The organism is Niallia endozanthoxylica, assembly GCF_008710145.1.
Lineage (GTDB): Bacteria > Bacillota > Bacilli > Bacillales > Cytobacillaceae > Bacillus_BD > Bacillus_BD endozanthoxylica.
The window spans coordinates 1-19,206 of record NZ_VYKL01000044.1 but is presented as its reverse complement, the minus strand read 5'-3'; the positions used below and the strand labels follow the sequence as shown (position 1 = coordinate 19,206).

The 19,206-nt window shown below is 34.6% G+C and carries 16 protein-coding genes and 1 pseudogene; 12 read left to right on the top strand and 5 right to left on the bottom strand.

Going from position 1 to position 19,206, the window contains the following annotated elements:
- Nucleotides 1-39: 39 nt before the first annotated feature.
- The 3 genes from F4V44_RS23130 to F4V44_RS23120 all read left to right on the top strand — a co-directional run bounded on the left by F4V44_RS23130 (nt 40) and on the right by F4V44_RS23120 (nt 4,101).
- Complete coding sequence (locus F4V44_RS23130) at nt 40-1,152, top strand: RNA-guided endonuclease TnpB family protein (protein WP_150442375.1); 1,113 nt, start codon at nt 40-42, stop codon at nt 1,150-1,152.
- Nucleotides 1,153-2,391: 1,239 nt separating this feature from the next.
- Nucleotides 2,392-2,724, top strand: a complete 333-nt coding sequence (locus tag F4V44_RS23125; RefSeq protein WP_150442374.1) for a hypothetical protein — start codon at nt 2,392-2,394, stop codon at nt 2,722-2,724.
- Between the two features lie 18 nt (nt 2,725-2,742).
- A complete protein-coding gene (locus F4V44_RS23120; RefSeq protein ID WP_150442373.1) occupies nt 2,743-4,101 on the top strand; it encodes an FtsZ/tubulin family protein in 1,359 nt (452 codons plus the stop codon).
- 244 nt (nt 4,102-4,345) lie between these two features.
- Here F4V44_RS23120 and tnpB read toward each other — a convergent pair whose 3' ends face one another.
- Both tnpB and F4V44_RS23110 read right to left on the bottom strand, forming a co-directional pair.
- On the bottom strand, nt 4,346-5,473 hold the full coding sequence (tnpB, locus tag F4V44_RS23115; RefSeq protein ID WP_396897513.1) for an IS200/IS605 family element RNA-guided endonuclease TnpB: 1,128 nt from the start codon (nt 5,471-5,473) through the stop codon (nt 4,346-4,348).
- Nucleotides 5,474-5,660: 187 nt separating this feature from the next.
- Nucleotides 5,661-5,912, bottom strand: coding sequence for a hypothetical protein (locus F4V44_RS23110; RefSeq protein ID WP_150442371.1), 252 nt, complete (start codon nt 5,910-5,912; stop codon nt 5,661-5,663).
- Nucleotides 5,913-6,463: 551 nt separating this feature from the next.
- Here F4V44_RS23110 and F4V44_RS23105 point away from each other — a divergent pair.
- Nucleotides 6,464-7,846: a coiled-coil domain-containing protein gene (locus tag F4V44_RS23105; protein ID WP_150442370.1), complete on the top strand. Its 1,383-nt coding sequence runs from the start codon at nt 6,464-6,466 to the stop codon at nt 7,844-7,846.
- Between the two features lie 344 nt (nt 7,847-8,190).
- On the opposite strand, the gene F4V44_RS23100 is transcribed toward F4V44_RS23105, so the two are convergent.
- Both F4V44_RS23100 and F4V44_RS27605 read right to left on the bottom strand, forming a co-directional pair.
- On the bottom strand, nt 8,191-8,463 hold the full coding sequence (locus F4V44_RS23100) for an HU family DNA-binding protein (protein WP_150442369.1): 273 nt from the start codon (nt 8,461-8,463) through the stop codon (nt 8,191-8,193).
- Between the two features lie 66 nt (nt 8,464-8,529).
- Nucleotides 8,530-8,700 carry a hypothetical protein gene (locus F4V44_RS27605; RefSeq protein ID WP_191090822.1) on the bottom strand — a complete coding sequence of 57 codons (171 nt, stop codon included), beginning with the start codon at nt 8,698-8,700 and terminating at the stop codon, nt 8,530-8,532.
- Nucleotides 8,701-9,072: 372 nt separating this feature from the next.
- On the opposite strand from F4V44_RS27605, the gene F4V44_RS23095 reads away from it, so the two are divergent.
- Nucleotides 9,073-9,468 carry an SRPBCC family protein gene (locus F4V44_RS23095; RefSeq protein WP_150442368.1) on the top strand — a complete coding sequence of 132 codons (396 nt, stop codon included), beginning with the start codon at nt 9,073-9,075 and terminating at the stop codon, nt 9,466-9,468.
- 166 nt (nt 9,469-9,634) lie between these two features.
- On the top strand, nt 9,635-10,138 hold the full coding sequence (locus F4V44_RS23090) for a DUF402 domain-containing protein (protein WP_150442367.1): 504 nt from the start codon (nt 9,635-9,637) through the stop codon (nt 10,136-10,138).
- Nucleotides 10,139-10,480: 342 nt separating this feature from the next.
- Here F4V44_RS23090 and F4V44_RS23085 read toward each other — a convergent pair whose 3' ends face one another.
- Nucleotides 10,481-10,795, bottom strand: coding sequence for a hypothetical protein (locus F4V44_RS23085; RefSeq protein WP_150442366.1), 315 nt, complete (start codon nt 10,793-10,795; stop codon nt 10,481-10,483).
- Between the two features lie 1,092 nt (nt 10,796-11,887).
- On the opposite strand from F4V44_RS23085, the gene F4V44_RS23075 reads away from it, so the two are divergent.
- From F4V44_RS23075 to F4V44_RS23050, 6 genes and pseudogenes are all read left to right on the top strand, one after another.
- Nucleotides 11,888-12,331, top strand: coding sequence for a helix-turn-helix domain-containing protein (locus F4V44_RS23075; RefSeq protein ID WP_150442365.1), 444 nt, complete (start codon nt 11,888-11,890; stop codon nt 12,329-12,331).
- A gap of 619 nt (nt 12,332-12,950) precedes the next feature.
- Nucleotides 12,951-14,072, top strand: coding sequence for a hypothetical protein (locus F4V44_RS23065; RefSeq protein ID WP_191090821.1), 1,122 nt, complete (start codon nt 12,951-12,953; stop codon nt 14,070-14,072).
- A gap of 107 nt (nt 14,073-14,179) precedes the next feature.
- Complete coding sequence (locus tag F4V44_RS23060; protein ID WP_150442362.1) at nt 14,180-16,477, top strand: FtsK/SpoIIIE domain-containing protein; 2,298 nt, start codon at nt 14,180-14,182, stop codon at nt 16,475-16,477.
- Nucleotides 16,474-16,632: a hypothetical protein gene (locus F4V44_RS27600; RefSeq protein ID WP_191090820.1), complete on the top strand. Its 159-nt coding sequence runs from the start codon at nt 16,474-16,476 to the stop codon at nt 16,630-16,632. The genes F4V44_RS23060 and F4V44_RS27600 overlap by 4 nt, the downstream gene beginning before the upstream one ends.
- A gap of 1,057 nt (nt 16,633-17,689) precedes the next feature.
- Nucleotides 17,690-17,791, top strand: a complete 102-nt coding sequence (locus F4V44_RS28460; RefSeq protein WP_150442361.1) for a DUF3105 domain-containing protein — start codon at nt 17,690-17,692, stop codon at nt 17,789-17,791.
- 764 nt (nt 17,792-18,555) lie between these two features.
- Nucleotides 18,556-19,206 (top strand): annotated as a pseudogene (locus tag F4V44_RS23050) (peptidase G2 autoproteolytic cleavage domain-containing protein); the annotation flags it as partial.

Sequence of the window (19,206 nt, the reverse complement as noted above, 5' to 3'; positions counted from 1 at the left end):
GAACAAATGTTCTATAATATGACTAGGAGGTGAATGGATATGACCAAGCAAAACAAAGCTTTCAAATTTCGCTTATTACCTAACAAAAAACAAGCAGTATTGTTAGCCAAAACATTTGGCTGTGTTCGTTTTGTTTATAACAAGATGTTATCAGAACGGAAAGAAACGTATGAAAAGTTCAAGGATGATAAAGAAACGCTTAAAAAGCAAAAGTTTCCGACCCCTGCAAAATATAAGGGTGACTTTCCATTCCTAAAAGAAGTGGATTCATTAGCTTTGGCAAACGCACAGCTCCATTTACAAAATGCTTATAAAAACTTTTTTGAAGGCAATGCCGAATTTCCAAAGTTCAAAAACCGTAAAGCTAGACAATCTTATACGACTAACTTAGTCAATGGAAACATTGAATTGAAAGACGGTCATATCAAACTACCCAAATTAAAACTTGTAAAAATCAAACAACATAGAGAAATCCCAGAGAATTACAAACTAAAATCCTGTACCATCTCAAAAACAAATTCAGGGAAATACTATGTGTCTGTACTAACAGAATATGAAAAAGAGATAAAACTTAAATTAATAGAAAATGTCGTTGGGCTAGATTTTGCTATGTCTGAATTATATGTGAGTAGTGAGAATGAGAAAGCCAATTATCCTCGTTACTATCGTGTCATGTCAGAAAAATTAGCAAAGGCACAACGTATCTTATCCAAGCGTAAGAAAGGTTCCGCACGTTGGAACAAGCAACATACAATAGTGGCTAAATTGCATGAAAAAGTAGCGAACCAACGGATGAATTTCCTTCACCATAAGTCAAAAGAGTTAGCTTTTAGCTTTGACGCTGTCGTGATCGAGGACTTGAACATGAAAGGGATGTCCCAAGCTTTTCACTTTGGTAAAAGCGTTCATGACAATGGTTGGGGTATATTCACTACTTTTTTAGCGTACAAACTAAAAGAACAAGGAAAGCAGCTCGTAAAAATTGATAGGTGGTTTCCTTCTACTAAGAAATGTTCTTGTTGTGGTGAAGAAAAACCTATGGCACTATCTGAACGTACCTATCATTGTTCATGTGGCTATGTGGCAGACCGGGACTATAATTCAGCTATCAATATCAAAAATGAGGGATTACGCCTATTGGCATTAGTATAGAGACAAAAACTCTTGGAACAAGAGGGTTAGCTCGGTCAGTTTTCGTTAGCTAGTAAAAGTAACGATAAGTCGAGAAGCCCCCACTTCAAGCGATCCGTAAGGGTGGTAAGTGGTGGGAGTAGTTCACGGGATGATATTTTACAGGTTGTATCAGTAATTCCTTTGTATATGATTCAGAGCCTAATGAAATATCTGGCCAAATTTCCTTTGTCTCTAGTTTGAATCATTTTTATAAATGAGCATTTTTAAATTTAAATTCACTAAGGACTTCTTTTATCTCGACTGAATATTAAACATACTGTCTGCTTAACTATAATAGCAACACAATAGTTATGATGGTTGGAACAAACATAATAAACGTTAGTAGTAAATGTAGCTCCCCTACTGCAATCGCAAACCAATTCGGAACAAGAAGCTTTTTAAATTGAATACACCTCGAGGAAAGTATCTCTTTAAATCTAATAATCTTATCTTTCATAAAGTGGAATCGCCTCCATTCAAGCGCAATTTACCGTTCGGAACGCTTTCGGAATGATATTAAAGGCGCTGCTTAATTGGTCAATGTTATAAAAGGTATATGTACAAATGATTTTCCAAATACAACATTTTGAAATTCATTCCTACCCCTATATAAATAGCGTAAACGCTAGCCAGCGCTTACGCTATTTAACGTAATTGATCCTTAAGAAACTCAATTTCAATTTTATAATCACTTATATTCAAATCGGTTCACAAAAAAAATGAACATTCAAATGCGTTCAATTTAGTTACAGCTGTTTTCATGTAAATTGGGTATCGCTCAACGATTTATGGACAGTCCAATTATAGTTGAGAATGATGTTGATTGATAAATTACTGGTACCACTCAATTTTTCAGAGATATTTTTATCATTTTTCTTAAGCCTTCGATAAATTTAAAGTTTAAAAATTTATTATTTAAAAATTAACCTGAATACCAAAGAAAATACTATCAATATTATTATGTACCATAAATAAGGTCCTTAAAGGAACAATAGATAGATAAATTTAGAGAAACCTATTGTTCTATAAGGCTTCTATTTGAGGTGCATAATAGTGTACCATTAAGGAACATAAGAAATGAATTTTAGTTGTAGTTTGCCTCAATTAATGTTATTTTATCAATGAATTGCTTAATTTTAGTAGTTTTACTATAATGTACCTAAAGAGTACATTATAAGGGTCCTTTAAGGAACATAAAAAAGGGGTGTTATTAGGTCAATGAGCGATATAAACCAAGCCCAAAATACATATGTGGATCTTGATGAACTGGAATATAACATACAAACATTAAGATTTCTCAGAAAAAAACTAGATGATTTTACAATTGATGTATTTCGCCAGACTGCTATAGAAAACAAGAATCATAGAGGACTTGTTAAAACCAGACTAGAAAACTATCACAGCATGAGAAAACGTTATGATGCTGCCTTTCTTATTCTTGAAGCACAAGGATTTATTGAGAAAAAGGAAGATGGTACATCAACTCCATATTTTGTAACTATAAGAGGCAGACAGCTGATGACAATATTAAATAAAGAACAAAAAAACTAATGAGGTGAGATACTTAATATGAAAACTTTTGATAAAAATGAACAATTAGGTGCTTTAAAAGCGTTATTATCTACGCATGTTTTTTCCGATGAAGTAAATTCTGAAATAGATCGTTTTCCTTCTCAAACAATTATAGGTCTCGGACAAGGCGGAGGAAGAATTGCTGCCGAACTAGCTCGCTTTGGTTTCCCTACATACTTGCTGAACTCCTCTAAATCCGATATGGAAGAGCACCGCAAACTTATTCCTGAAGACAAAAGGATTGTAACTAAGAGCGCTGAATTCCCTGAATTAGAGGGTACAGATAAAAATGCTCAATTAGGATATCAAATTGCTGTAGAAAATAAAGAGATTTATAAACAAGTAGCTCTAAGTAATGATGTTCAAAATGCAGAGTTTGTTTGGGTTACAGTATCCCTAGGTGGTGGAACTGGAAATGGAGCGTTAAAAGTAGCTTTAACGTATTTATCTCAAGTCCGTAAAGCACGTGCATTATTTGGAGGGAAAATTCCTTTAGGTGTCATCTGTTCACTCCCTTCAACAGAAGAAAAAGGTTCTTCTTTTAGACAAAATGCTCTTGCTGGAATAGCTCTTATACAACAATTTATGAATGAAGGAAAAATCGGTAATACATTAGTCATTGATAATGAAAAAATGAATGATTACTATGCAAATTCACCATTAAAAACATATAACGGAACAGAAATAGATGCTAAATCTTACAGTAATATGGTGGTTGCAAGTATACTAGCTGAAATTTCCACAATACCATTATTAGAAGGCCGTTCTGTGTTTGACAAAACAGAATTACTAACAACTCTATCAACACCTGGCTGGCTATCTATTTCAAAGGTAAAAGAAATTAGTGTAGATGATAATTTAGAAGATAAAATATATAACCTTTATAAAGAGAATGAAGTTTTAGCAGATTACGAGTTTGAACATGCTCTAACTGGAGCCATTGCAATCCTATATCCGAATGCTAAAAATATTTCACCCCGTATCGCCGATGATGTTTACAAATATTCATCAGAACTATTAAAAACAAAGGTAAATTTATCAATCAGCAAAAATAGTAAACTAGATGAACTAACACTCTATGGTTTATCAGTACTCTCAACACCTTCCTCTCGAATTAGTCAATTGCAAGAGGAAAAGGCACAATGGGAACGAATTGAAAAAGAACAAGAAGAAGCTAAAAAGCAAGCTTCTGTTAGCCTAGGACTGGATGAGTTTGATGACTTCTTTTCGGCCAAGATTGGCTCAACTAGAAAAAAAGCCTCATTAACCGATCTTGATGATGATTTTGATACTACTGATGATAATAATGACAATATAAAAGTAAAAGCAGCAGACTTAGATGATATAGATTTTTAATTCATATGAAATAACAAAGGAGCAATACTTGTGATTAGTCTAAGTATTGCTCCCTTTTATTTTCTCTCCATTGAAGACAGATGCTAAGTCAAACCCCTGTTTTTTTCATTTTTTGTTACTATTTTTGCCGTCTTTTGCAGTCCTTTTATATTCATTGTTTCATTAAACTACTCACCGCTTAACCGACCTAACGGTCTGTTTGAAGCGGGAGATTCCTACGAACACTGAAGTATCCCTCAGTTGTTTAGTAGGCGAGCCCCGTCGCACCGACGGTTAGAAGCCTTAGAGCTTCATTTTTTAGATTGATTCTTGCGTTAATGTCTCGTTGGTGATGGGTATGACACGTTGGACACTCCCATTTACGTAAACCAAGATTTTTAACGTCTTTATTTTGATAGCCACAGCAGGAACAAAGCTGACTGGACGGGAAGTTTTTCGCAACCGTTACAACTTGCTTTCCATACCATTTGGCTTTGTATTCCATCATGGTTTTAAATTGTGACCATGAGACTTCACTAATAGCTTTTGCAAGATGATGATTTTTCAGCATATTACTTACAGACAAATCTTCCATCCCGATGATGTCGTGGTTTTTGACCATCTCGCTTGAGATTTTGTCTAAGTAATCTTTACGTGCATTGACCATCTTTTCATGAATTCGGGCGACTTTTCTTTTAGCTTTGTACCAGTTTGCACCGCCAATCGTTCGTCGATTCATCATACGTTGGGCTTTGGCTAACCTTTCTTCTAGTGTGCGGAAAAATTTTGGATTGGCATAAGTCTTTCCATTAGAAAGACTCGCAAAATCTTTAAGACCGACATCTACTCCAATAGCTGAATTCGTTTTAGGTAATTCAGAGACTTCTGCTTCTGTCCCTATAGAAATGAAATATTTTCCGGAAGGATTACGCCGAATAGTCGTATTTAAAATACGTCCTTCCACTTGACGGCTTTTCGCAAAACGAACAAGTCCTAATTTCGGAAGTTTAATATAGTTGTCTACCACCGCAATATTTCCATTCGTTTGCTTGGTCGTATAGGATTGAACAGGGTTCTTTTTCGACTTGAACTTTGGGTACTTATTCTGCTTTTTATAGTACCTTTCGTAAGAGTCGGCTAAGTTTTCAACAGACTTCTGTAAAGCAATACTATCCACTTCTTTCAAAAAGGAATATTGCTTTTTTAATTCCGGAATGGCTTTTACTGTTTCATGCTTATTTAGACATTTACCCTTCCAGTTATTCGCTGGAAGCTGGCCGTTTTGAACCATTTCTTCAACCATATACCAATAGGCATCTTTGTCTTTCTGTTTTCCCAAAAAGAAGTTAAACACAAACCTAGAGCAACCTACTGTTTTGTTGATCAGTTCCATTTGCTTTTTATTTGGATAAATGCGAAACTTAAAAGCTTTGTTGACTAGCACAGTATTTCACCTTCTCTACGGGAACGTTCGTTCTAATTATATCATAGGAAGGGGATTTTGGCTATCGCCAACCGACCTTCATCTCCCACCTCATTGGGCTGTAGCCCTTCCCATTCCTTGAGGTGGGAGTCTTCTGTCAGAAAAGGATAAACAACTCGTTTCCTAATGAGCGAAGTTTATTAACTTCTTCATTAGGAGCATATTTTCTGCTCAATGCAGCTTTTCTCTGTAAATCCCTCAATTTCGGTTGCCTGCTTATATATCGTTTAGATTTTTCCCATTCTTTTTTGCCCTTTTTTATCGTCTCGTCTGCATAATAGTTTGCCAGAGTGGCCATCCGTCTTGAACGGCCTAAATATCTGTTTTCCAGTGCAATTTTTCTTTCCATATAAAAAAACTTATCATTCAAGTTCATTCATAATGATGTTTATAAAAATCAAAAAAGAAGAACGTTGTTAAATCAAGCGTTAACTCCCTTCGAACGATTCGCAGCGCTGTCGTTTGCTAATCATAAATCATCATTCATCATGATTCAGAATGATACAAATTCGGTATAGATCGATTTTGAATTATAAATCCATTTTATTAATAAAAGAATACTGATAAATCAAGTCCTATTCAACTACAACATTAATCGTCATCATTTCAATCATTATCATTCATATCGATTCAAATTCGAAACAGAATGATTCTTATAAATTAAAATGAGAACGATTGATAACGAACATTCACTTATGATAATGAATGATTTATCTACGCATTTGATTTATATCGCTAAACATCGTTCGACGGCACGCAACGGAAACGCTGCGAGTCGTTTGGAAGGGGGTAACGCCTTACAAATCAACGTTTTATTATTGATTTGTAAGTTTTTTCAGTGTAAGATTTATAGAGAACTGTGGAAGTTCGTAATAGATGCTAGAGTAGGAGGTGCTAATAATGGAAGAATTAGATATGAAAGAAATCCTTATAAGAGAATTTGAAAACGATCCAATATATCGATTGGCTCTTCTAAATAAACTAGAGGATAGCATCTTTACTGAATCAATTTTAGCATTACATAAAGATACAACTTATAGTACGGTTGAAACCGGTAAAATTATAGATCGTGCAGATTCAACCATCCGAAATCATTTCCGTTCAGAACTAGTCGACTATATTGCTCCTGAAAAGTACGGCAAATTCTATAGACTTAATTATAAGAGTGTTTTTAAGTTACATTTAATCTTCCTCTTAATGGACAAGGCTGGAAAAACTACTATAGATTTTCTTTCTGAGTTGGGTCTAGAGCCTGGAGTGACGGTTTCAAGTAACATTAAAAGACTGGCTCCTCATAATGAAAGAAATGATCTTCAAAGTCGAGATACTGGACAAGATAATGTTCTAATCGAAACAAGGATACAAGAGTTTGAAAAAAAAATCGATTTACAAAACACTATGATAAATATCTTAAAATATGAAAAAGATATATCTGATTTAGAAAGTAAAATCACTCACAATCAATCAAAAATCAATGAAATTCTTATTCTTTCAAGAATGCAGTATGAAAAGGAATTATCTGAAGTAGAACAGAAAATCACTCACAATCAATCAAAAATCAATAAAATTCTAATGCGTTCATTAATGGAATATGAAAAAGAGCTATCTGAAGTAGAGCAAGAAATAACTAATACTCAGTCAAAAATTAGTGAAGCTCAAAACCAATCAAGAATGAAATACCTAGAAGATAAACAAACCTTGCTCATAGCTAATTCTTTAAAAAGCTCTTTTAAGAAATCTTCACTTTTCGGTTTTTTAAAAAAGAGTGAAGTTAATGTACATCAACTTGCAAATGAAATTAATTCAGATTTAAAAACAAAATATGAGAATGAAGCTCAAGAAAACATAAATGAATTTAAATCTATTATTAAAGATTTACAAAGTAAGAAATTAACTATTGAAGGTAAAGTAGAACCTATAAAAAATCAATTACATTCTTTTTCGTTCTATAACGATCTATTAGATGAACTTGACGTTAAGATTCAAGATGAAATCAAAGAGTATATAACTAATATTAAAGAGTTCCAAATAAGGAAAGAAGCTATTGAAAGTAAATTGGACGTAATAATAGATCAAATTTATTCTTCATCAATAAACATTAATCTAATCGATGTACTTGAGATTAATGTTCAAGAAAAAATTAAAAAGTATTTAGCGACTAATGAGGAATTAGAAAATAAAAAACAGATTCTCCAAAGCAGCCTGGAAAAAGAAAGCAATAAATTGAACTTATCTCAACTTTTAGATAGAAAAATAGCAATGCTTAGTGGCATAGAAGAGTAAAAATTAGCTGACGAGGATTCCGATTTCAAATATACTGCTTAAAGCAAGTCAGAATTAGCTAACATTATTAGCGAAAATGGTAAAAAAGAAACCACATATGGACCACTCTCCATATGTGGTCTACATCTAGATATCTCCATGATTTACTGTACGAAGGATCCAAACGATGGTTGAAGATTATAAGTTTACCAAATGAGAAATTGACCCCACATATGTTCCAGCATACTTTCTGTAAATGAGTGTTAAAGGCCACGAATAAACGACATTGAGAAGGTTAGGAAATTGACAGGACGCACATAAAAAATACTCTGGATTCCCAGAGTATTTTATGTTTTACCATATATTTATTTTACAGCTTCTTTTAATTCTTTTCCTGGTTTAAAGGCTGGAACTTTAGAAGCAGCAATCTGTATTTCTTCACCGGTTTGCGGGTTACGCCCTGTTCTAGCTGCACGTTCACGTACTTCAAACGTTCCAAATCCAATTAATTGAATTTTTTCCTCTTGAGCAAGTGTGTTAGAAATCGTGTCAAATAGAGCATCAACTGCTTTTGCTGCATCTTTCTGTGATAGTTCAGCTTGTGTTGCTACAGCTTTTACTAATTCTGTTTTATTCATTTACAACACCTCGATTTTATAATTTTTTGTAGGATCTACCAATCTAGCATATAGTATCCTCGCATTCTACTTCAATAAGCAAACACTAATGTCTTTACTAGACTGCGATCTTGTTTTTTCTGACCAATTTGAGTCATGATCATAAAATCGATGAAACAGATAAGAAAGATAAGCGTTTAGTTCAAATTGATCATAGCCAACAAAGTCTGAAAACTTTATTTCACTTTCTTTGTACATGATTATTCTCCTTCTAGTTAACTACTTTATCTTCATAATTCCCAAACTATTAATCTTTTATACATATAAATCAATAAAATAACGTAAAAATTTACTTTCTAATAACATCAACCTTTTGCATTTACGAGTCGCTTCGCCCAATAACCACGGTCTGCACGGCTAACATTTATATTTCGTAGGTTTCTGTTCCATTTACGGAAAACGTCAGGTTGCTACTTTTTAACAAATCTCCGAAAGAAGTCTCCCATCCTCAAGGAATATGAAGGGAGATAGCCCAATGAGTAGTGGGAGATAAATTTCGGTTAGCTAACGGGGGAGATTAGTTTAAAAAGGATTTTATCTGTTGTTCAATATTAATGGGAGGGCTAATAAATGAGTAGTAGTACAGATAATAGTTCTATTTTAATTGATAGCGATATAGAAACGGTTTGGAATGCAATTACTGACCCGGAGAAACTTTTACAATGGTATGCACCAGGCTCACCTTGGAAAATACCGAACCTCAAAGTTGGGGAGAAAGTAATCTTTACGTTAATGCCAAGTGCTCATAATAATCTGAAAGATGAATATCCGATGTCTTCAACGATTGAAAAAATAATCCCTTATCAGGAGTTTTCTCTATATATAGACGAACAACAAATACTTCTATCGTTTACTTTAAATGAAGAAGGTACTGGAATAAGAGTTACTATAAATTTGGAAGGCTTCAATCAGTCTTTAGCAAACTTAAAAGCCTTGGTCGAGGGAAAGGAGATTCCTTACGTTTAATAAAAGTCTTAAACGCTAACGGGGGCGTTCCTTTAAGATCAGACAACCAATATGGTGGCCATTTTTATTGAACGAAGGTGCAGATTTCACTTTCTTTATTGATAGAGTATAGTGGAATTATATATGATAAAATTTTTATAAGTTTTTAGTGGAATAGGGGAATAAAATGAAAAAATCCATTAATATCAAAGCATTAAAACACCCAGATATTCTTCACTACGAGTGGCAAGGAGAACTAATAGCACAAACATCTGATTATGCAATAGTTCATTGTAAACCAGGGACTCCATTTATACATCACACAAAAAATAGGACATACACAACAAACAATAACTGGCTTGATTTTTTCTTTATAAAAGAATGGTACACAGTTTCAATAGAAATTGAACATGGAAAGATAATTACTTATTATTGTAATGTTGCATTACCACCAATAATAAGTAATAACCAAATCAGTTTCGTAGATTTGGATTTGGACTTTGTAAAGAAGCATAATGAGAATTGGAAAGTCGTAGATGAGGATGAGTTTGAACTGAATAGTTCTAAATATGACTATTCAGCTAAGATGAAAGAAAGCGCTTTTGAAGCTTTAGAAAAGTTGAAAAGAACAGTCATTAATAAAGAATTCCCATTTAATAACGAAGTTCTTAATGTGTTAGATTGGAGTTAATTAAACCTACTTATTCAATTAATGAGTGCCTTAATCCAATAAAAAGGCTGTCGATCGACAGCCTTTTTATATTTATACAGAGATTACTACGCAAAACCATGTTTTTACGTAGTAATCTTAATTTAAAAGATTAATAGATCAACATTTTTGCGATGACTTAAAAATAACCTTTATTTATTTTTTATACATGGTTGATTTATCAAGGTTTCAGAAGAAGGTGTGAATCGGTTCGCGCCCTTCGAATTGTATAAAATCCTGTATATTGTGAGGAATCGATTTTGAATAAAGTTACTCTCTTCATACCTTTAATTAAATTTGATTTAAGTAACCTATTTTTAAGATTTATTTAATCTCTTCTCGTGTAATGATTCTATGTTTTAATTCTGAATTCATATCTAAAACACCTATGACAATTTGATTATTTTCGGTCACTGTTATGTATCTAAAATAATAATCATCAGATATCAACAAATCGGTGTCATTCGTCGTTTTTTCCATTTTGGCAAATACATCTACTGTGTATTCAAGTTGGAAAAAATCATCCAACCCTTTACTTGAGCCCCCAACCCAGTTATATAGAAAATTTTTCAGTGCGATTTGTTCAATCATCGATAATTGTTTCTTGAATTTTAACTGATCTACTGTAACACTTATCATCTTCCATCACTCCTTAACGAATACTAATTGTATATATTGAAAATTTCACCAACAATCCTATTTTCGTTACATTCAGTTTACAGTTTAGTTACTAGCCTAATATCAACCCAATAAACACACTATAACTCTTGTTTTTAAAATGTAAGTTGGTGAAAAATACAATTAAATTATAGGGGCAGGTTTATTTAAGAAGGTTGAAGAAAATATGTGGGATGAAAGAAGGAAGATTAATGACAACGATTAGAAAAGCCTATGGTTATGAAACAAGAATGAAAGAAGATTAAAACACTGGTTTTAGTTTTTCAGCATCCCATTGCTGAAGCAGGGATACAGATACCGAAAGGAACGGTAAAACCAGAAGAGGATACTCATTATGCAGTAATTAGATAAATTGAAGAAGAAACAGGATTAAGAAATTTTCATGTTGAAAGTTTGCTTGCTGAGGATTTTTTGGGGAACGATAATAGTGTCATACATAATAGATTTTTTTATAAAACAACTGTCTCAGATGTTCTAGATGAATGGGACTACCAACCAACAGGAGGTGGAGAAGAAGAGGGATTAATCTTCCATTTCTTTCGGATTTCATCTGAAAAAGAAGTTGAACTCATAAGGAGACATGGAGATTATTTGAACCTTGTTTTTAACTAAACCTTACTAAACTAAAATGGGTACTTTAACGCAATAAGGAATAAAAATAAAAGACCTAAAATATGCAAGTTTTTATGCACTACTTGCGTATTTTAGGTCTTTTTTCATTCATAAAAGATACTGCCATTAGTAAATTAGATAAAAGGATATACCTGAAAGACAAAAGACATTCTAATTCACTTTATTAGCAAATGAATTAGAATGTCTTCTCAGGTTTTCTGTATTTTCCGAGTTCTATTTACCGATATAAACTTCTATGTTTGTATGGAAGAGGGTTTTTACCCATTGAATTGAGGAAAGAACAATTACAAATTATCTCCACGACCAGAAGAACTTTTAATGTGATCTCCACGATCTCTTTTTTGAACAATCATACTTTACACCCCTAAATAAAAAATTCATTAATTACTTAGAGTTTGTCCAAAATAGGAGGGAATATACTTGATAACTGATCAAGATTCAAGAATACCTGTAACAATTTATTTAAAACCATCAACAGTAGAGCAACTTAAACAAATAAGTCATTATCTTGCCGTTAGGGAACAACAAGAAGTTCCTCTTGAAAGAATAATTAGAGCTGCCATTGCTGACTATATAGATATGATGGCGCCGCTTTCTGATACTGATACGACGGCTCTTAAAAGCCTACTTTTTGAGCCTAATAATGAAAAACCTTATGCCATTAAAAATCGATTCAAAGAAATCATGAAGCAAAAAGGAATTAAGGCTGTTCAAATCCATCGAGATACTGGTATCAGTGAAAGTAATTTATCACAGTTACTAAATAACAAAAATTTAAATATGACATTGGACTCTTTTCTTCGTATTTGGTTAGCATTAGATTGTCCGCCGATTGCTGACTGTTTATATAGAGAAAATCTTTAAAAATAATAATAAGTGACGTATTCGCATTCCTAACCCTAGAGGTAGGATTTTTTTTTGCATTCTTCCATACAAACAAAGATTTTCTTTTTTTTGTATGGAATAAGACAAGCCTATCCGTTCATAAGTTTAGTCAGACGTAAAAAAAGGGGGAAATTCAATGGTAGGTTTTGTCGTGATTCAAACAATATGCTTCATAACCGCCACTAGTGTATTTGGCTATACCCTTATCAAAGGGAGGAGAAAATATGTTTCGAAGACAAGAAACCTTCACCATTACTGAATTTTTACACCGAACGGAACACAAAGAACAAAAAAATTTAATGGATGATATTGATTTTTTTCTCCAGTCCTACCTGAAAGAGGTGAAGCTAGCAAAACCAAAACAAAAAAAGAAGTACAAAACTCTTCTTCTGAAAACTTTATCCGTATCGTTATCGGTTCTCGTATATGCTACACCAGCATTCGCACAAACAGAGCAACCGACCATTCTACCAGAAGTAGACTCTCTTCTGAAAACCATTCAACTCATATGCTTAGGACTAGTCGCAGCAGTAGCGACAATTTGCCTCATGTTAGCAGGCGGGTTGAGGATAGTAGGGATGGGAGAAAAAGCGAAGGCATGGTCCAAAGAGATAATAAAGGGATTAATCCAAGTGATATCAGCACCCGTTTTAATATGGCTAATAATTACGGTGGCAAAAGGATTATTCAGTCCGCTGCCAGGGTATCAAAATTTCTAGAACATATCCGTCTGAATCAGGGAAAGCTTCTTCCATTAGCTGTCCTAATAATTCCTAGTGCCTTTTTAACAGGGTGTTCCGTAGAAGCATCAGCATCCACTCTTTCAGCTATATCTGATACCTTACAACATGCCGGAAATTGGTTCGAAGCACTAAATGCTGCAGCAAAAGAAGATGTATTAAATCCTAAGAGCCAAATGAAAGAATTTATGGTATGGCTGTACAAGACAATCAGCATGATAATCTATACTCCTGTATTCCTTTTTGATAATGAGTTTTTCCGCCATATGATTCGTGTTTTTTCCGGTCTATCTATTGCAATAGTATCCGTTGCCAGTATGTTGGAAGGGTTTAAAAAGGTACTAGGGTGGAGTGGTACTCCGTTAAGACAGATTGTTATTCGGCTGCCCATCCTAATTGCGGTTTGCGGATTTGCCCCATATGGTTTTGTCAAAGCAATTGAAGTAATGAATGGGATAACAAATATGTTTCTTGGAATGGGTACTAAATTTCTCAGCAGCTCAACGTACTCTACTTATGAGGAATTTAGTCTTATAAATGATGCATTTGAAGTAATAGGGTTATTCTTATTTATTTTGCTCTATATCGCTCTGCTCATTCCCATGTTGCTAAATCATGGGAAAAGATGGTTTAATATGACCGCTTTAGGAATCTTAACTCCCTTCGCTATGCTAGGATACATCTTTGATTCATTGAAAAGTTTGCATCATAGCTGGTGGAATTCTTTAAAAGAACTGTTTTTAGTTCAAATCGTTTATTCGATATATGTTACCATTCTTTCCCTATTAATGTTTGCTGTTCCATTTCCCACTACAATAGAAGGGTTCTTTGCGAAATTATTGGTGATTTTAGGAGGACTCTATATGATGGCGATTCCACCTGCATCAGTCAAAAAATACTTCGACCATGGACCAACTCCAAAACAATCCTATGCAGTAGTCGCTCAAAAACTGGGAAAATTCGTGTTAAGAAGGGTGTAAACGATGGAAACGATTCTATGGATTAATACGGGTTTTATTATGTTAAACACTGTCACGTTGATTTGGATTTATCTGAAAAATATTACTGCAGATTGAGGCTGGTAATAATGAACATCATTAAAAAAATGGCTGAAATCGGTCCATTTCGAAAGCCTGCCTTTATATATAGTTATCCTCCTTGCTTGTCCAGAGATGATGCTAGAAGGTGGTTAAAAAAGCTCTCAAATGGATCTGTTGCGGGATTAGAGGTTTTACTTAATCAAACGGAAGTAAAAATCCAACTAATGAATACGATTCCTTCTTTTAATTCCTCGCATGAACAAAAGAAACTATTATTATCTGATTCTCCCTTATCTCAAGTAACAGATATAGAAAGTTTCGAGTTTTATTTAATAAAGCCTTCAATTTATTCAATCACTCAAGAAAATATGGAAAGTTGGTTAAGTTCCGTTGATTTCATCAATGGAGAAGCTTGGATTCAAGTGTTATTTCAAAAAGATAGAAATGATAAATGGAAATCGCTTTTAAGGCAACAATACGACGATTATTTGAAGGGAATTTCTTATCCAAGTATGCTTGCTCCTGTACGCTCGTTACAGCTCAAAATAGCCGAAATAAGCCATAACATTCCTATTTCTATTCCTACTATCCCTTCTTTTGAAGAACGTAAGAATCAGACCGTATACCGATTTTTAATAAGGGGATACGTAAGAGGGGAGGAAATAGATAGAAAAGTATTTATTGAGGACTTATTAGAAAGTTTAAATCGACAATGTAAAGAAAATGAGTGGGAAGTTCGTCGCAAAAAAGAGGGAAATAAAGAGCGAATAGAAAAGTGGAGCTCATTGAAAGCACCTTATTTAAGGCATATTCATCCGTTTATTGTTGAAAGTGAACTCGTTTCTTTATTACCATGTACATCAAAAATTAAAACAACTCAAGTCATTCAACAAGAGAAAACAGTAACTAAGAAAGAGAATATTATACCGATATTTCAATTTCTTCCTTTTGGTACATTACAACAAGAACCGCTATTACTGGATCACTTCGAGCAAGAGTTAAATGGCTCCTTAGAAAAGCTAGGCGTGATTAAAGAAGAAGGACTAAAAATCATTGGATTTGAACAAGGACCCACATTGATTCGATTAAATATTATGCTGCCAAAAGGGATTCGATTGTCCGATCTTCAAAAAGTGTTAATGGATTGGCAAACAGAATTAGGTATTACTGATTTATTAGTGTTACAAGGAAAAGAGAAAGGTACAGGTACACTTACTCTCCCGCGTAAAAACCGACAGGCGGTATATCTCCGGAATTTAATTGATACAAGGGAATTTAAGAACTTTTCCAAAGATAAGATTCTGCCGTTCGTTGTAGGAGCAACCGAAACGGGAGAACCTTATTATGACGATTTAACGAGAGTGAAACATTTACTTGTGGCCGGTACGACTGGTTCTGGGAAAAGTATTTGGCTCTTGCAATTTATTTTAACATTATTGATATGGGTTCCACCGGAACAACTGATGATGTATTTAATTGATCCTAAACGAGTCGAATTCCCAGGGTTTTCAAAATTTAAAAACGTTAAAGTATATACCGAAATAGAAGAAGCGAAACAGTTATTAGTAAAATTAATTGATCTAATGGAAAAACGATATGAACTATTTGGAAAAGAGGGAGTTCGAAATATAGCTCAATACAATCGAAAAGTAAAAGATGCTCCTATTCCTTATGTGATAGCCGTTATAGACGAATTCAGCGATTTTTTGATGCAGGATAAAGAAAATGGAACTGTCGAAGATTGCATTATCCGTTTGGCACAAAAAGCACGGGCATGTGGCATTCATTTAATCATCACAACACAACGTCCTAGTGTAGATGTAGTAACAGGATTAATTAAAGCGAATTTGCCTAGTAGAGTCGTGTTTAAATGTAGTGGTCGTAATGATTACAGCACTGTATTAGATCAAAAACCTTCATTTAACTTATTAGGAAATGGGGATGGGGCTTGTCTTTTGGAGGGAAAAGTTTTAACCAGATTTCAAGGCCCTTTAATTGCAGGCACCGAAGAAGAGATGGATGCCATTATCGAGACTTATGGAAAAAATCAATCGGGTTCAGCTCCACTATTGTTAGATATTCATTCACAATCAAAGGAAGTGAATACGTCAGGACCTCTTGATGAATTAAAACGATATATTGCCTTTACAGGAGAAACAAGGATCACTCACCTTCGTAAACACATGAAAATGAGAATGAATGATGTCAAAGATCTCATGCAGGTATTGGTGGAGGAAGGATGGTTGGAGGCGCCAAAGAATAGGAATTCTGGATACAAGCTAGTAAAAAGTGACCAAGAGAGAGAATCCTTTTTATCTGCAAATTCGAAGGAGGATGAAAAATGAACAAACAAAGCCTAGAGAGAGTAAAATTTCTGATTGGGGAAGAAAATTATAATTTATTGCTGCTTAATGGTTATTTTCCAATTGAAATCGATACCTTTAAAATGATGATTGGTTCAAAGTATGGAAATGAACAGACATCAATAGTAGTTCATTGAATATAAATTTATATGTATTAAAGAATAATTTCCGGGGATTGTTTTATCTTTCCCCGACAAAAGGCCCCCACTTCAAGGAATACAAAGGGCTGTAACCCAAATGAATAAGTAGGAGTTGAATGCCGGTTGGCGATAGCCAAAGTATCCTCACACCTATAAGTACATAGGTTCCTTATAGGTGTGAAAAACGAAGCAATAAGACTTTTTAACTGCAGGGACTGCGTGGCTGGAAGGTTATTAACCGATGAGTAGGTCAATTAAACAAAGTTCATCAATCTAAATTTTAAAAGGAGATTCAAAATAAACAGTTTGATCTCTTTTTTTATTGTTTTCCGAAAAGAACACCCGTGCAGGACGTTAGCCCGTCTTTAGACAAAGCACTCCTTGTCACAACCTCATATGTTCAGTTTTCAAAGAACAATTGCACAATTTATACAAGTAAATTATGGCACATTTGTTTGTATTATTCAGTGATTTTGGCTAAAGCCAACTGCAAATTCATCCCATGTCACGTAAAATGTTCAAGCATTAAAGCTTAAACTACTCAGGCGAAGAAAAGGAGGGTCCGCCCGAAAAGGGGGAAACCGTTTGAACTTAGCAGCCTAAAAAAGTAGTCCCAAAGGCTTTTGCCAACGGGATAGCGGCGGTGTGTTCCCCACCACCTGTGGTCAATGTGCGTAATCATCAACCCGGAAACTCGTGACTTTTAGTCATGAGAGGTTCATATACATGTGTATTTACTAACTACTTGAGTTCAAACAATTTACTAACACATTTTATTTATTTTTCCAGGATTAAAGGAATCTGAACTACCTATATTAATAATTTTGAAAGTTTCTGTTTCGGCAATTAATTGATGTATGTTTTGGCAGTATGTTAATTAATTCTTTTGAATCATGACTCGAAACTGTATACGTACTAATTTTTATACATATTTGTGGAGCCGTACTTCTGTACTAACGGGTTTGTTTAAGAATAATTACATAGAAGTTTTGCTTTTGATGTATTTTACCAATAACTTTGGGTAATTTTACCAATTAGGTGACAACGGATTGTTTTGACAGCTTGGACTAAAATGTTAAAATTGGATTCAGTTGATACTAAGCGGATTAAGCAGTTTATTTATGAGTTTATTTATGAAGGACCCGAGAAATTATAGCAGAGAAAGCGTATTCTTATGCTTTTCTTTTTGATCGTATTAATAGATTTCAAATTATTCCCCCTTACAAAACGTGAAGGACTGAGATTCAAATTAATCACTGATTAAACTTGAGTTTACGTTATAAATTCAAGCCACTTTTTCCATTATTTAAGCAAATCCCAAAACTATTTTTATTTTTGGACTTATTTTTATTGAGGAAGGAACGCTTCTTAGTATTGCTGGACTAATACTTGGTTTAATTAGTCTGAAAGAAACACAAGTTAAACAAATTGCTTTTAATTTGATAGGCTTTATGGGTATTATCACTTTAATAGTTTAAGTATTATACCAGTTCTAAATGACAGGTCAATTTCAACTAAACGGGTGTGTTACTTAAATAAACCGCAAAAAAGGATCTTCGTTTGAGGATCCTTTTTCAGTGCTGATAACATCGCATTATGTTAACAAGGGGAACAATGTGGACGGAATTGGATATACCTTGGATTAAAGGGGTTCTGGAAGTAATAAAGATTCATGATACAGGTAGTTTTTCAGAGGGACGGTTATGTGATGTACAGTGAAAAAGTTGCTGACTTAATGCTTTTAACTGAACTATTCACCTGTTAGGATTAGCCAAAAAATGTTTCACTTGTAGCACCGCAGAATATATTCGTCCAAGCTAATTTGTCGTTAAAACATACTTTAATTATTAGAGAGAAATTTCGAACTGTTCAGAATCTTAACGAGTTTTTAATTATTTTATACAAAAGGAGTGAAAAGAAATGGCCAATGGATGTAATCAAAATCCGATTGGGTCCTGTTCAGAAGCGGAAGGGTTAAATACAACCGCCAACGGGGCGGCTTCCCACGCCGAAGGATTTCAAACGATTGCAAATGCTGATACCTCCCATGCGGAAGGAAATACAACAACAGCAGGAGGTGCGGCTTCTCATACAGAAGGACACCTGACTGAAACAACAGCCGATACAGCACATGCAGAGGGAAATTCAACAACGGCCAGCGGGGATGCTTCTCATGCAGAAGGCTATCTCACAACAGCAAGTGGCCACCATGCTCATGCCGAAGGAAGTAACACTATCGCCAGTGGTCAGGCTTCCCACGCCGAAGGTCAAGGTTCAATAGCGAGGGGTGACAACTCTCACGTTGAGGGATTGAATACGCAAACCGCGGTAGGCGCTAGCAATGCGCATGCCGAAGGGGGCGACACAACAGCAAGTGGACCTGCCTCCCATGCCGAAGGAAGTGGTACAACAGCAAGTGGACCTCAATCCCATGCGGAAGGAGAAGGAAGCACGGCCAGTGGAAGAACTTCCCACGCCGAAGGAGTTAGTACAATCGCCAGTGGTGATTTTTCCCACTCTGAAGGCCAATTAACAACCGCTAGTGGAACTTTTTCCCATGCTGAAGGGGGG

What these genes read in the sequence shown, in the direction of transcription:
- F4V44_RS23095 (WP_150442368.1), top strand. Translation starts at nt 9,073, where the DNA reads ATGAGTAGTAGTACAGATAATAGTTCTATTTTAATTGATAGCGATATA.
- tnpB (WP_396897513.1), bottom strand. Translation starts at nt 5,473, where the DNA reads ATGGAACTGATCAACAAAACAGTAGGTTGCTCTAGGTTTGTGTTTAAC.
- F4V44_RS23105 (WP_150442370.1), top strand. Translation starts at nt 6,464, where the DNA reads ATGGAAGAATTAGATATGAAAGAAATCCTTATAAGAGAATTTGAAAAC.
- F4V44_RS27600 (WP_191090820.1), top strand. Translation starts at nt 16,474, where the DNA reads ATGAACAAACAAAGCCTAGAGAGAGTAAAATTTCTGATTGGGGAAGAA.
- F4V44_RS23100 (WP_150442369.1), bottom strand. Translation starts at nt 8,463, where the DNA reads ATGAATAAAACAGAATTAGTAAAAGCTGTAGCAACACAAGCTGAACTA.
- F4V44_RS23130 (WP_150442375.1), top strand. Translation starts at nt 40, where the DNA reads ATGACCAAGCAAAACAAAGCTTTCAAATTTCGCTTATTACCTAACAAA.
- F4V44_RS23090 (WP_150442367.1), top strand. Translation starts at nt 9,635, where the DNA reads ATGAAAAAATCCATTAATATCAAAGCATTAAAACACCCAGATATTCTT.
- F4V44_RS27605 (WP_191090822.1), bottom strand. Translation starts at nt 8,700, where the DNA reads ATGTACAAAGAAAGTGAAATAAAGTTTTCAGACTTTGTTGGCTATGAT.
- F4V44_RS23065 (WP_191090821.1), top strand. Translation starts at nt 12,951, where the DNA reads ATGGTCCAAAGAGATAATAAAGGGATTAATCCAAGTGATATCAGCACC.
- F4V44_RS23060 (WP_150442362.1), top strand. Translation starts at nt 14,180, where the DNA reads ATGAACATCATTAAAAAAATGGCTGAAATCGGTCCATTTCGAAAGCCT.
- F4V44_RS23110 (WP_150442371.1), bottom strand. Translation starts at nt 5,912, where the DNA reads ATGGAAAGAAAAATTGCACTGGAAAACAGATATTTAGGCCGTTCAAGA.
- F4V44_RS23120 (WP_150442373.1), top strand. Translation starts at nt 2,743, where the DNA reads ATGAAAACTTTTGATAAAAATGAACAATTAGGTGCTTTAAAAGCGTTA.
- F4V44_RS23125 (WP_150442374.1), top strand. Translation starts at nt 2,392, where the DNA reads ATGAGCGATATAAACCAAGCCCAAAATACATATGTGGATCTTGATGAA.
- F4V44_RS23085 (WP_150442366.1), bottom strand. Translation starts at nt 10,795, where the DNA reads ATGATAAGTGTTACAGTAGATCAGTTAAAATTCAAGAAACAATTATCG.